The organism is Halomonas llamarensis (genome assembly GCF_023555005.1).
Lineage (GTDB): Bacteria > Pseudomonadota > Gammaproteobacteria > Pseudomonadales > Halomonadaceae > Vreelandella > Vreelandella llamarensis.
The window spans coordinates 25,687-40,189 of sequence record NZ_JAMJPJ010000032.1 but is presented as its reverse complement, the minus strand read 5'-3'; the positions used below and the strand labels follow the sequence as shown (position 1 = coordinate 40,189).

Below are 14,503 nucleotides of genomic sequence, written 5' to 3'. Positions count from 1 at the left end.
GCACGATCACCTTCACGCCCGCCGCCGACTTCAACGGTGACGCCCAGTTCGACTACACCGTTGACGACGGCAATGGCGGCACGGCCAGCGCCACGGTCACGGTTGACGTCACGCCGGTCAACGACACGGTTCAACTGCAGTTGGTAGATAACGCCACCGCGGAGGAAGGCGGACAACTGCAGCATAAACTGCAGTTGGTCACCAAAGACGACGGTGCATCTGTGAATGCGGCGGATGACATCACGGTCACACTGACAGTGACACCGGATAACCCCAACGGTATCAGCCCAGATGCCACGGACATGACCTTTGCTAATGGCACCGAACTGACCTGGAACGCGGATGATACGGCGACCATCACGTTGGCCATCCCGTCGGGTAGTAGTGGCGACAACGTTGACTTCCAGGCCGTAGATGACTTCCTCAAGGAAGAGACTGAGGGATACACCCTGAGCATTGCCAGCATCATTGGCGATGGTGGTTTTGAAACACTGGAAGTCGATTCAGACAACGATACCGTGACCGGTACCATCAGTGACAACGATACTCCGCCAACGATTGGCGATAGCTCGATTGCGGTCTCTGAGGAAGGTTTAGATAGTGGCATACCTGATAATGATGCAGGGACTGGTTATACCGACACCACCAATGCAGCATCGAGGTCTGGAACTTTATCGGTCACAGGCAATAGTAACGCGTCACTAGCGGTTGGTGTCGATCTAAACACATTGCCTAACAACTTGATGTCAGACGGTAATCCCATTACGTGGACTCACGATGGTAGTAACGAAGCTATTGCGATTGGGTCTGCTAATGGTAACGAAGTGATTCGTATCGAACTGAACGGAGGCAATGAAACTGTTGCTAATCCGGGTAGCACAACGAGTATTGGATATGATGTAACGCTTAGCCAGCCCGTCGATCATTCAGAAAATAGCTTAGAGGATACGCTGGATATCGGGTTTGGCGTTACGATCAGTGACGGTGTCAACGACTCGGATATTGGGACTGTTAATGTCACCATTGAAGATGATATGCCAGTTATCAATGAAGATAATGAAAGTCTTACCGTTATCGTGAATGAGCTGGCTGTAGGTGGCCTGTCAACAGCATGGTCGAATGTTTCTGGTGGCAGCGGTGTTAACCTGAATAACCAGCCTGCTGGGCAGGATGATGTGATTAGCTGGGATGGCTCTAGTAGCACCAGTAATTATACCTTCGATGATAACGATGTCTTGACGGGTTCGCAGTCGATAGATGTGAACTCAATGTTCGAATTAGGTGAGTTTACTCATAATAATTTCTCAGTATCCTTTCGCTCGGGTATTGACTCGGTTGATTTGGATTTGGCGTTAGATGTGGTGATCAATGGTTATAGTGCAACCATTGATCATACGATCAATTTTGACCACAATGAAACATCCAATAGTGGTTCTGACCCTCGCGATATTGTAACCATCAACAATGCTAGTACTATTGTGCCGGTTGAAATAACAACTGAAGATGGTATTACTGAAACCTATAATTTCCAGATCATTGGTTTTGTTGATCAGGATGGAAATATTGTTGACCAGGTCTTTACGGATGAGGACGCTTCCAACAGCTTTAAACTGATGGGTCAACTTGTCTCGTCTGATGCGCCTGATGTATCTGGTCAGGTAGATTATGGCTTTGGTGCAGACGGTCCCGCGGACGAAGATGAGGTTGTCTGGAATGGCGGCACCGATAATGGTAATGGGGAAACCCAAGTCCAGGGCCAGTTTGGTACTCTGACCATTGATGCTAACGGAAACTATACTTATCAGCTAGATCAGGCGGCCTATGATGAGTTGGCCACGGGCGAAACAGAGGAAGATATTTTCAACTACACCCTAACGGATGCAGATGGTGACGGTGTTGAGTCTTCTTTGGCTATCAACATTACCGGTGAAGCAGCACCGCAGAGACCGAATCTCGCGCCGGAAGCTGAAAATCAGTCTGTTAGCTTGGACATTGGTGCTGTCACCACCGACTTGATGTTGACGTTAGATGTGTCTGGGTCAATGGTGATTGGTACGGTTGGTGATACGGGCAAAACGCGGTTTGATATTGCCCAAGAAGCTCTGGTTTCAACCATTCAGGCGTATAGTGAGATCGGAGGAACTGACGTCAACCTGACATTGTTTTCTGCTGATGCCACAAACTTAGGCTGGATGACCTCTGAAAACGCTATAGATTACATCAATAATCTGGAGGTTTACTATCAGGATTCGACCTATGGCACCGGGGTTTATTACAACGGAACTAACCTCGGTCTTGCTGCCGGAACAGACTATAAAGATGCCATAAACGAAACTGAGTTGACTGACTTTAGTGGACGTAATGCTGACCAGACAATTGCCTACTTCCTGTCGGACGGTGAGCCCAATGAGAACGATTCAGCGGTCGGAAATGATAATACCCAGACAATCAGAGACTGGAAAGACTACATTGATACCGATGTGAACGAGCTGTTCGTGATTGGTATTGGTTCCAATGTCTCCGATCAGTACCTGGAGCACGTTCAAGTGCAGGAGGGCAAGGACCCGCTGATCGTTACCGACGAGTCACAGTTGGAACAAACGCTCACTAATACGGCTCAGGTTAGCGTCAGCGGTGATGTCTCCAATAGTGTCAGCGGTGGTGATGGTGATATCAGCTTCGACAGCATCACGCTGTACGGAACAACCTATACTGCCGATGGTGGCAATGGCACCACGGCCTTCCCGAGCGGCGGCGTCCCGCTGGACGGTCAGGGCACTCTGATGTTCGATTTCACCAACGGTGAATACACCTATAGTGCCGGAGCTACTGAGTTCGAGGAAGGGTTGACCCAGAAGCAGTTCAGCGTGAGCGTCTCCGATGAGGATGGGGATAGCACATCGCTCGATGTCAATATCGATGTGACCGCACCCGATATGGCGGCTTCCGAACCAGAGTTGGAGGGAGAGCTGGTAACTCCGCCGACCATTACCACGACGTCTGAAACCGAGATGTTCAATGATGATGATTCCGTTACTCTCCGTGGCGGTGGATCGCAGTCATCTCATACCTACACCCTTGATGGCACGGCCACTGGCTTTAGCCTGGACATTGATGACTATAGCGTTAATGGTGGTTTTTTAGGTTGGGGTGATGATGATGCCACCATCAAACTCTACAAGGATGGCGGCCAAGTCGGCAGCACGATCAATCTGGATAATCATGGTGAAGGAACTCTTGATTATTCTGGATCCGTTGAATTCGACACCGTGTTTGTTGAGCGTACCGATGGCCGCTTCGATATCTCCGACTTCAGCGCTGAGGTGACCAAGGAAGTCATCACCTACGAGTACGGTCTGGATCTGTCAGCCGCCTTGACCGATACGGATGGCTCAGAATCGCTCAGCGGTATCATCATTGACGGCTTGCCAAGTGGGGTCAGCGTGACTGGCACCAATACCAGCGTCACTGACAACAATGATGGTACCTACACAGTGGCTCTGGACACTAATGGCGAACCGATGGGAGATGTGACGCTAATATCCGATAGCCAACTGAGTCAAGCTGAGCAAGAAGCGATCACTATCTCGGTGACAGCGACAGAAAGCAGCAATGGTGCAGAAAATACCATTACTGCCCAGCTGGTTGATGGCATCGTCGAAGGTGCAATGTACAGCACATCCTCGGGCCTTACTGGCACTACCGACGAAAACGGTGCCTTTGAATATCGTGAAGGCGATTCCATTACCTTTATGGTCGGCGATGTGGTTATTGGCACCGCGACGAATGAAGACCTGGCCGATGGCAAAGTCTTCCTGCAGGAATTTGCAAACGTATCGCTTAGCGATCTCAATGATGAATACGTTGAGAACATGGCGGTGTTCCTGCAATCGCTGGATTCGGATGGCAATGCCAATACTGGCATTACCATTACGCCGGAAATGCACGCTAAGTTCGCTGGCGTATCGCTGGATCTGCGAACGGTTGCAGAAGCTGATCTGAGCGCCGCGATTGAAGAAGTTGGCCAGGTGTCAGTCACGGAGGATGAGGCCATGGCACACGTCCGCGAGATGCTTGAAATACACGCGGGTGTGACAGATTTCGACGAGCGTATAGACGACTCGCTGCAAACAGCAACGCTGGCAACGGGTACCGTTGATGGTGTGCGTTACGAAACCTCATCGGGTCTGAGCGGTGATGTCACCGATGGGCTGTTTGAATATCGCGATGGCGATACCATTGACCTGTTTATTGGTGATCAGTCGGTTGCGAGCTTCAGTGCTGAAAACATAGCCGAAAATGGCATGATTAGTTTTGATGATGCCGGGTTTACCGTCACCCAAGATGAGCTTGAGGCGTTGCTGTCACCGGATGACGGTGAAGAGGCAACTGATGAAGAATCGGAAGCCACTGATAATGAAGATGCCCTTGAGGAAGAGGATGGTACCGAAGAACAGTCTGCCGACGATGAAGGGAGTGCTGATGAAGAACAAACCGATGATGAAGAGGCCCCTTCAGACGTAGACGACACTAGTCAGCCTTCAGAAGACGCGGATGACGCTAGCAATAATGATGACGAATCCGCTGAAGATCAGGTCGGGGAAGACGATCAGGTTGAAGAGGTCGATGCGTCCGATGATTCACAAGACGATCTAGCCCCAGGCATTATTCCTGAAGAAGATGAAGAGCCATTGTTCTTTGCTGATTCGGATTCGAATGATGACTCAAGTGCAGAAGAAAGTACTGACGAGAATAACGACCAAGCTGATCAGGACGAGTCTGAACAATCGGCTGAAACCGATGAATCTGATGAGTCAAGCGACGAGTCTTCAGAAGCGCTGGCTGCCAACGACATCCTGAGTGATGGCGATGACGAGATATTCAAGGACGAAGACGGTGAGAAAGCCAATGGCAAGCCAGCAGCACCTGGCAACAGTGAACAGGCGCACGTTAACGCACCGGGTCAGCAGGAATATCTCGATACATCCATCAACGCTGTTGACCAGTGATACATAGACATCAATGAAGTAACAACTTACGACACCGCCAGGCTTGCCTGGCGGTTTTTTCTTGAGTGGTGCGTCACTATGCCGGAATGTCCGGAATGTAACGAGAGGAGAGTCACATGTACGTCAACCGCGACAGCCAGGGCGAGATCAGCGAAGTCAGCCGAACCATAAGCGATGACTGCAAAGAACACGTCTCGCCGGAATCGGCAGAGCTACAGCGTTTTATCAACGCCGAAACCCACGAGGCCGCGCTGCTCCGTCAGTCGGATATGGAGTTCGTGCGGGTATTGGAAGACGTGATTAATCTGCTGATGGACCGGGGGATTATCCGTTTTACCGACCTACCTGAAAAAGCCCAGGAGAAGCTCCTGGACAGGCAGTCTCTGCGTAAGCGCGTCAACGACGTGGGGCTTATTAGCGATGATGACAGCGACGTTATCTAACCTTCAGTCGTGACGTTAATCAGCGGCGCATCCTTGCCGCTGATTTATCTTTAAGCTGTCATCTTCCAGCTTACCCCGCTTTAACGCCAGGGCCCGTTACAGCATCAAGCCCCAGGTCAAACAGGGTATAGGCTTCTTCAGAGCGTTTAACGCCTTCGGCAATCGCCAGAATGCCCAGCGAGTGGGCCAATGTGGCCATGCCGCGCAGTATGGTTTGCTGGTCAAACGCCTGGTCAACGCCGCTGACCAGGCTGGCGTCGAACTTGAGGAACGCAAGCCCCAGGTCGTGAAGGTCGGCAAGGCGGGTAAATTCGCTGCCCACGTGTTCCAGACCAATCCGCACACCGGTGTGCTGTAGCTCGCGGCACAATAACCGGAAGCTTGCCAGGTCGTGCAGCGCGGTATTTTCGGGTAACTCAATCCACAGCTTGCGGGCCGCGTCGGGCGCGCGCTCAAGCCGTTGGCGCAGCGCCTTGATAAACGCCATGTCACCCACCGCGCGGCCGGAAAGGTTGATGCCCAGCGGTAGCTGGTCGCTGTCGATCATTGCCAGGGCACGCTCGACAACGGCCAGGTCCAGTTTGTCTTCCAACTGCAGGCGTGCCACCCAGGGCATGAACAAACCGGCACTGCGCCATTCACCTTCAAGCTCTAGGCGCGAAGGTGCTTCGTAATGCACCACGTCCTGGCGGGCATTAACCACCGGGAAGCGGGCCAGCGCCACGCCAGCGTCCATCGCCAGGATCAGCGCCGAGCGCCACGCCTCATGGGTGGTATAAAGCGGTAAGCGCGCCTCGCCAGAGGCCACCACCAACGCCATATCGCCACGGCCCTCGGCATCGGCGAGTGCGCCATCGAGCGCCGCAAGCCGTTGAGAGGGTGTATCACCGTGGGTGTATTCAGTCAGCGCGGCGGGTAGCCGTAGCGGTTCGCCTACGGCGTCGCGTAGTAGCGTTAACTGGTGCTTCAGGCTTTCGCTGACGTGCTCGATATCCTGAGCGCCGTGCACCACCAGCAAAAAGTCACTGCCGTTCAAGCGGCCCACTTCACCGCCGCCCAGCTCATTGGCCAATTGCGCCAGATGGTTCACCAGTGCCCGCAATGCATCGTCGGTGGCCTGGCGGCCGAGGCGTTCGTTGACCTCGGGCAGGTCATCCAGCCGCACCATGATCAAGACACCGCTGGCACGCTGGGAATCACTATCCAGGCTGTTCTGCAGGTGTTCCAGCAGGGTGGTGCGGTTCGAGGCCCCGGTGGTGGCATCTTCCTGCAAGCGGCGGCGCAGCTGGTCGAGTTTGCCGGTTTCTTCGCTGAGCATGGTGTGAACCGCTCCAGAGAGCGTGTTCATCGCCTGCACGACTTCGCGAAGCTCTAGCGTGCGCGGCTCTGAAGAGGTGGTAAAGCGGCGCACGCTGATGCTGCGAGCCTGGCTAACCACTTCAAGCAGCGGCCGGCGAATAGTGCGCACAATCCACCACGCCAATAACAGGCTGATAACCGCCACGAGGGCAAACCAGGCGGCCATTTTAAGCGTGCTTTGCCACAGCGAACGGTAAGCATAGTCGTGCTGGCTCGCCAACGTTAAAGTGCCGTACTGGTTCCAGCCGTCCTGCACCACTGCCTGCCCCGGGGAAACATCTAGGCGCACCATGTCAACAAACCAGTCAGGCACACCATCGTCTATTGGCCCTGCTTCACGGCGCTGCATCACCTCGCCTTCCGGTGAGCGCAGTTCAATCAAACGGTAATGCCCGGTATCAAACTGTGCGGCTACCAGCAGCTCAATGCTGACGTCATCTTTTTCCATCTGCGTCATGGAAAGCGCCAAGGCATTGGCGTTGTCGGCATTCTTGATTTGTACTTCCTGCTCAACGTAATGACGCGTGGACGACACGCTTACCGCCAGACTGCCGACAAACGCCAACAGCAGTATCAGGATGACCGTCAGCCAAAGCTGCTTGATGAGAGACATATCCTATCCTCTTATATAAATCCTTGATCGCGCATGCGGTTAATCACGTTTTGCCAGCGTGACAGCCGTGCTAAGGGGTCAGCCCGTGACTCTTGCGAGCCTCCGGCCCATAAGCCGCTGCTGTTGAAACTGAATACAGGGTCCAGATCGTTTCGCTCCGAGGCCGGTCGAATTGAGGGAATGATGTTATCCAGCAGTAATGGCTCGGAGACAGGCGTTTGATAATACCCCAGGACCATGTGGGCCTGGGTACGCTGCGAGCGGCCAATCCGCGCCCGTACATAAATCATGCGCAGTTTGTTGCCTGGCACGCCCAGTTCCTTGAGCGTGATGTACTTGGCAATCGAGTAATCTTCGCAGTCGCCTTCGCGCCTGCCTAGCATTTCCAGCGGAGTGGCCCAGTAATCTTCCTGGCCCCAGATGGAAATGTCATCCCGCCAGAGTACCTTGCGGTTGAAGAAGTCATTCACTTCGCGCATCTGGTCGCCAAGCCTTGCGCCTCGTAGCCGCTCAATCATGGTCAGCCAGTCATCAATCAGCGACACGCCAGAGGTGCCGTGCGCCTGCTGCATCTTCTGGCGGATCCGCTCCGGGTTAAGCGCCGAGGCCGTTGAAGGGGCGCCAATCATCAGACACACCAATCCTGCGCCAAAGCCCGAGAGTAGCTGCCGCCGCGTGATCATTATGTTGAACCCTGATGCGTCATTAAGTCACTCATTACGCGGTCACGGCCGCCTTCTTTACCTTGATACAACGCTGAGTCGGCGCGTGCTATAAACGCCTTGGCTGATTCAGGTACCTGATATTGAACAACTCCGATGGTGCAAGTGAGCGGAATTGCCTGATTTGCATCGGTCATTAATGGCGTTGTTCTCAGCATTGTCCGAATACGCTCGGCAACATCCAGCGCTTGCTGAACAGGCTGGTGGCGCAACACAATGGTGAATTCCTCACCCCCAAAGCGACACACCGCATCTTCTTCGCAAACCGCCTCCACCAGGATGTCGGCAAAATGCTGAAGCGCTTTATCGCCCAACAAATGCCCCCAACGGTCATTGAACACCTTAAAGTGGTCGATATCCAGCATTACCAGGCTAAGTGGCTGATGTTGGAGGCGGGCCTGCTGCACACTCTCATCCAAATGACGGTTCAAGTAGCGTCGGTTGTACAACCCAGTCAAACCATCCGTTACGCTCATTGTCGCAAAGCGTAGTTTTTCTTTCACCAGGGTTTCACGCTCCCGGCGTAACAGGTTGATGCGATCAGCCAGCGCCACAGAAAGCAGCAGTGACTCTAGCGCCGAGCCAAACTGAAACCCGTAATACGTGACCAAGTTGTGGGGCAAAACGCCGTATATCGATAAAATAAAGACCAGACAACCGACGATCAATGCAGACCATCCCATCAACAACCAGCGGGCGGGTCGAAAACGTCGCTGCAGTGCCCGCCAGGAAGCAAGGCAAAAGAGCGTCATTGTCCCCAGGCCCAGCACTGAAAACATCTTCACGCTAACATGGCCTGGCAACCACCATGTGCCGACCAGGCAGACTAACCCAAAAACGATGAAAACCATGAACAGTCGGTCCATCAGGCGATCTTGCTCGGGTAGCATCAAGAAAGTTCGGCAGAAAGAGAGTGCTGAAATAATGCCGATCGACAGGGCTGTAAATAACAAGGCTTCGTTGACCAGTTTTGGGAATGCAGGTACCAGCTCGAACATCAGGCCTTTTTGCAAGAAAAAATAAACCGCCGAGCTGCCGACAAACCCCAGGTACCAAAAATAGTTGCTGTTTTTCAAAAACCGCAGAAGTACACCGTTATAGACCAACAGGCCGAGCAACATACCCAGGTATAACCCCTGGCCCAGTAAAAAACCGCGCCAATCACTGTTTACCTGGGGCAATGTCGTTTGAGAAAGCTGAAAACGCAGCGCCTGGGGCGACGACAGTTTTAGCCAGTAAGTGCCTGGTTCGGTAAGCTCAAATACCGGCCGCCAGCGGCCCAGCTCGTCGCCAAGTAAAGGAGTGAATGCAACCCGTTGGATCGGAGCTGAAAATGTCGATGTTTCTGGCAAGTAGCGATGTAACGCGATCTGATGGATGAGTGGGTTGTTGAGCTGGACGATGGGCGGGTCTCCGGCTTCTACCTTAAATTGCAGCCAAACAGGCTCAATGTTGATCCCCAGATTTATGTTTTGCTGGTCGGGTAGCGGTGTGGCCGAGACGCTTTCAAGCGCATTGTCACCGGTGGGTGGCAATGCGCCGTGATAATCCATTAATTGAAGGTGGCTGACCGGCTGGTTGGCGAACGCGGCAGGGCTGAAGAACAGCACGGCAACGACGATCGCCAGGCATGAAAGGTCAATCAGCACATGGTGACGAATTGCCCACGGCGGTGCCTGCGAACCATAAAGGTGGCGGCGAAAAGCGTATGAATAGACCATGCAAAGTTATGTTATTCCTAGCGATAAGGTGCGGGCCACATCATTTTAAGTCGATGCCGACATAACGATACAAAAGGTTGTGGTTTTATGCCAGCCAAAGGCGCGTTTCGGCACAGTCTCGCCGTTAGGTTCCCGTAGCGTCTAAGGGCAAGCAGAAGCGATCGGCGTTAATCTTGCGCGGCTAGCGTATCTTCAACGCATCCCGCACGGTTTCCTTAATCATGTGGATTGGCGATGGGGCGTCGCTCAGCAAGTAATATGCCGTTTCGTCTGTTACCTCATTAGCTACTTAGAAGTCTTACTCCTGTTTCGTCTTGCACGCACCACCGGAATCGAAGTGAAAAAAAAGTGGTCTACGTTATTTTCTACTAGAATAAAATAGTGTGTAACAATCATGGATAGATAGTCGCATAACAATATAAAAAATTACTTAATTGTAACAATCTGAAACGCCTAGATTGTCTCTAACGGTTTTAGACCCTCTGGGACCTACCCCAATACCAACCTCTGGAGCTCATCATGAAACATTTTTTTGTACAAACTCGTTTCGCCACTGCAGCGATCACTCTGGTCATAACGTCACTGATGATATCTAGTGCATCGGCCTACACCGTCTATAAGCTGGAAGATGGTCTCTACGCCATCATCTGCCAGGACGGAACCATCAACTCCTATTCAGGTGGTCCCGGGGGCATCGGCATCGTCGGCGAAGCTCTCTGCGAAGGCCATGGAGGAGTCGTCGGTGGAGGGGGAGGTATCGACGTGCTTCCTGCCGATCGTCAGCTGGCACGCAGCGTGGAAAGCTGCCAGCGGGGCCGTGGCGAAAAAGTCCAGCGAAATGCTGTTAAGTGTGTCGACAAGGCCAGTCCCAAGCTGATGCGAGCGTTCAAAAGAGAGGGTGGCGGAGCTGGCAAGGCGTCCATCCAAAAGATGGAAAGACGTAGCGACTGATCGCAGCGGATCGGTGGCCATGCAGCCGCAAGCACATGGTCACTGATCCTCGACTTGTCACGAACCCCCAGGAAACCCTCATGAAATGTTCCTTTCGCGGATCACGCTTGATGGTCATTGTGGCCGTCATGATCACCATGGCGTTGATCGGTACCAACGCCTCGGCTTACGAAATCCACCAGATGGGATCCCAGCGTTACTGAGCCGCCTTCAGCTGGTGATCAATAAGGTCTTCAGTGGTGACAAGAAGCTCAACAATAACCAACAAACGGGCGGTACCTTCCATGAACCTAGCTCGTTCCCTGGTGGCACCACTCCTGTTGCTGCCACCCTTAATGTCGTTTGCTTCATTTCAGCCTTCACAGTGGTCGACCACGCTGGAGACAACCGGTATTGGGGACTTCTATCGCCCTGACGATGCCCTGGTACTGAGTGTTTCCCAGGTCGTTGCGCCGGAATCGCGACCGTTGATTCGCCTGGAACTTGATAATATCGATGTCACTGAGGTGGTGGTCTGGGAGTCCGCGAAGCTTCGCTATCGACCGATACGCCCTTTGTCCACCGGCGAGCATGAACTACGTCTGATGTATTATGGCGACGACGGTTCGGCCGAGGAACTCGGTCATTGGATCTTTGAGGTCCGCCAAAACGCCCTCTTCAAGCGCATTAGCGTCGAGAGCAACAGTGAATTAACGATCAATCAGCGTCTCGCCGAGCACAACATGTCGGGTCCTAACGATTACAACGCTGATGGATTCAGCCAATGGTTCGCCGAACTGCACGCCGACCAGATTCACCTCGAAGCCACAGGCGAACTAGCTTATGCCAATCGTCCTGAGCAAGGTATTACCGGAGAACGATTGGACATGCCTCAGTTTTCCCTTCTCGCGGAAACCGAACGCATGCGGATTGCCGCAGGAGACCAGAGTATGGGCAGGGAGAGCCTGATCATGGACGGCTACCAACAGCGAGGTCTTCACGGTGAGCTGGCACTGGAGACCTTCGAGAGTACCTTCCAGCTTTTTGGCATGAGCGGAAACCGCGAACTGACGATCGACGGAGGCCTGGGACTCAGTGATCCTGACAACCGCATCGTGGGGGGGCGCTGGGAGAGTCGATGGCAGCTCGGAGATGACAGCGAAATCGAGCTATCTTTCAGCTATCTCACCGGTGGCATCAGCGAGCCCGACGCCGGCAGCTGGAGTTCGACGCCTACGACACGGGTCAACGACGGCCACGCCTGGAATGCCGTCATCGATGGGTTTTTCCTGGAGCGTAGGCTGAGGATGTGCTGGGAACATGCAACCAGCCGCTACGATTTTGACGGAAGAGACTTCGGCTTCGATGCCGTCACCGACACCGCCTGGTCCGCCCTTATGGCGCTGGACCCGGAGCCCACCGACTGGGAAACACCGCTCGATTGGCAAATCGGCGCCGAAGCTCAGAAGGTCGGTACTTTTTATCGCAGCCTGGCGCACAGCAACCTTCCCTCTGACCTCGAAATGCGTCGGATTTACGCGTCGGCCAATCGCGATAAGTGGTATTGGGACACCAGCTATACCTTGGAGGAAGATAATCTGGATAACTTCGCTGCTTATGCCACTACCGAAACGCGTCGCTGGAACATGCAGCTGGGCTATGACAACTATGAGACGCCCGATTCCGGTAGCATACTCGATATTCTGGGAAAGCCCAGCATCTCCCTATCAATGGACCGCGTCGACCGTCAGGACATTCGCACTCCAACAGGATACCTCCCCAACGACACGAGAGTCGAAGGCATCCAGGCCAGCGCCGCCTTCCAGCAGGATGACTGGTACTGGTCCGTCGAGCTTGGCACGCAACGCTTTAACGATTACAGCAACTGGCAGCCAGATACTGACACCCACAACTTGGGTTGGCAGCTTGGCCTGAATATGCTCGAGAACTATGGCCTCACGCTTGGCTGGCAGGCCAGCCAGACACGCTACCGTGACGGTGGAGAGCGTATCGATCAGCAGATTTTCTCGTTGGGCGGCAATGCCCAGCTCATTCCCGACAGGCTTTCGGCAACGCTCAACTTGAGCCTCAACCAGAACAATGCGGAGGACGACCCCTTCTTTCCACAGCGTGATGAGTCCCTCTACGTAAGCAGCCAGCTGGATTGGCGTATCCGCAAGCCAAGAAACGATCGTGCCGGACTGGATCTGTCGCTGAGTTACAGTGGCAATACCCTGAGAGATCGGCTCTACGGTCAGGATCCCTTTAACGAGAACCAGGTCTGGCTTGTGTTGCGAACCACGCTCCCGACAGCCTATCCGGGGGGCATGCAATGAAACGCCTTCGCTTTTGTCTTGTTTGCCTGCTGCTGTTGATGCCAAGCATCGTTCAAGCACAGATCATTGCTCTATGTGATACTCGCCTTGCCTGTACCAGTAATCCAAGCGCCATGGCGGGAGTCGATAGCCGTGTCAACCTAACCTGGCGCGGACAGGCACGCATCCACCCCGAGCTGTCGCAGACCCTGACTTCTCGTCAGGGAGTCTTCGTGTTGGGCAACCCCTTCAGCGGGCAGCGCCTTGGCAGTTCTCCGACCCCGCTGATGCAACCACTCAGCCCTGCAAGGGATGATCGTGCCATCGAGTTCCGAGTGACCGAGTCGTTACGCGTGCCAGCTTCCGTCAGCCAACAGGCGGCCCGCCTGGGCGAGCGGCAGGTGTTCTATGTCCGCCAGTTCAGCCTGGAGGAATCGGAGCCAATGACCGGGGTACAAGTGATCACGCTCCAGCAGGGTGTTCCCGGCCGCGGTGGTTCGATCGCTGAAGGAACCGAACCTTCTGTCAGCGGGGTGAATATCCAGCGTGTCAGCCTCTACTTTGATCGTGGCACCCTAACCGAAACTCTGCGTCCAGATGAGCGGCTGCAGGCGACGGCCCAAATCAACTATCAGGGTGCAGGGCTCATCAATGCGATCTGGGAGGTGGCGACGCCCGCCAGTACCCGCGGACAGCCCCTGTACGTGCCCCTGTCTCAGGTTCGTCAGTATCTTGGCGCTGGTCGTGAACTGACCCTTACTTCCCCGCCCCTGCCCAGCGAGACAGCGGGCATTCATCGGGTCCGGCTGCGCTTTCTGCCCCCCACCGTGATTGAGGAATTACCCACGCTCGGCTACCGCGTCAGCGAAGGGGCCCTGCCCCGGGCCTGGGTCCCCGCTATCAACACCCTACCGCCGGAATCGACAAATCCCTTGAGCCTGAAAACCCGCTTTCGCTGGCAACCGGTAGCGGAGACGTATGTCTACCAACTGGAATTCTACGATCGCTGGCCTGAAACCACAGAAAAGGAGTCCATCCCTTTGCAGGGTTCGCGAAGTGGTGAGCGCCAGCCGGTCATTTTGAACCCGGCGCCGATCACCGGCCAGGTCGTCACCGGAAACCGTACCTCAGCTTCGCCCAGTCGATCCCTTTTAAGCCATCTTGAGACCGAAAAGCGCTATTACTGGCGCCTGATTGCTATCAATTCACAAGGCGAGGTCGTTGCCGCCAGTCTTCCTGAGGTCATTCGCTAACCCCCTTGATACTTTGAAGTTACTGTGGACGGTTACCAACTTTATTTTTAAGCTCTAATTTTTCAAGTGTAGCGATGGGCTCTGTGGATAATTTTTGTTACAACCGTATTCATTACCACAGCCACACGTTGCATTTTC

Annotated in this window: 9 protein-coding genes and 1 pseudogene; 7 read left to right on the top strand and 3 right to left on the bottom strand. The window is 53.9% G+C overall.

From position 1 onward, the window contains the following. Positions 1–5: 5 nt before the first annotated feature. From M8006_RS18450 to M8006_RS14795, 3 genes and pseudogenes are all read left to right on the top strand, one after another. Positions 6–62: pseudogene (locus M8006_RS18450) on the top strand (hypothetical protein); the annotation flags it as partial. A 159-nt stretch (positions 63–221) separates the two neighbouring features. Further along, positions 222–5,009 carry a VCBS domain-containing protein gene (locus M8006_RS14800; RefSeq protein WP_250083513.1) on the top strand — a complete coding sequence of 1,596 codons (4,788 nt, stop codon included), beginning with the start codon at positions 222–224 and terminating at the stop codon, positions 5,007–5,009. A 116-nt stretch (positions 5,010–5,125) separates the two neighbouring features. Further along, positions 5,126–5,452 (top strand): tryptophan synthase subunit beta like protein, encoded by a 327-nt coding sequence (locus M8006_RS14795; protein ID WP_250083511.1) that lies wholly within the window; start codon positions 5,126–5,128, stop codon positions 5,450–5,452. A 70-nt stretch (positions 5,453–5,522) separates the two neighbouring features. On the opposite strand, the gene M8006_RS14790 is transcribed toward M8006_RS14795, so the two are convergent. Genes M8006_RS14790 through M8006_RS14780 form a run of 3 tightly spaced genes read right to left on the bottom strand, consistent with a single transcriptional unit; the run spans position 5,523 to position 9,867 of the window. Beyond that, on the bottom strand, positions 5,523–7,424 hold the full coding sequence (locus M8006_RS14790; RefSeq protein WP_250083510.1) for an EAL domain-containing protein: 1,902 nt from the start codon (positions 7,422–7,424) through the stop codon (positions 5,523–5,525). Between the two features lie 11 nt (positions 7,425–7,435). Then, entirely contained in the window at positions 7,436–8,107 is a 672-nt protein-coding gene (locus M8006_RS14785) for a transglutaminase-like cysteine peptidase (RefSeq protein ID WP_250083507.1), read from the bottom strand. Beyond that, a complete protein-coding gene (locus tag M8006_RS14780; protein ID WP_250083505.1) occupies positions 8,107–9,867 on the bottom strand; it encodes a diguanylate cyclase in 1,761 nt (586 codons plus the stop codon). Before M8006_RS14780 ends, M8006_RS14785 begins: the two co-directional genes overlap by 1 nt. Positions 9,868–10,386: 519 nt before the next feature. Between M8006_RS14780 and M8006_RS14775 the strand changes: the two genes are divergently transcribed. From M8006_RS14775 to M8006_RS14765, 4 genes are all read left to right on the top strand, one after another. Next, the gene (locus M8006_RS14775) at positions 10,387–10,818 is read left to right on the top strand and encodes a hypothetical protein (RefSeq protein WP_250083503.1); all 432 of its coding nucleotides are present in this window, start codon (positions 10,387–10,389) and stop codon (positions 10,816–10,818) included. Between the two features lie 80 nt (positions 10,819–10,898). Further along, positions 10,899–11,021: a hypothetical protein gene (locus tag M8006_RS18175; protein ID WP_284047076.1), complete on the top strand. Its 123-nt coding sequence runs from the start codon at positions 10,899–10,901 to the stop codon at positions 11,019–11,021. A gap of 81 nt (positions 11,022–11,102) precedes the next feature. Next, a complete protein-coding gene (locus M8006_RS14770; RefSeq protein ID WP_250083501.1) occupies positions 11,103–13,133 on the top strand; it encodes a hypothetical protein in 2,031 nt (676 codons plus the stop codon). Beyond that, positions 13,130–14,365 carry a hypothetical protein gene (locus M8006_RS14765; protein WP_250083498.1) on the top strand — a complete coding sequence of 412 codons (1,236 nt, stop codon included), beginning with the start codon at positions 13,130–13,132 and terminating at the stop codon, positions 14,363–14,365. The genes M8006_RS14770 and M8006_RS14765 overlap by 4 nt, the downstream gene beginning before the upstream one ends. Positions 14,366–14,503 lie beyond the last annotated feature (138 nt).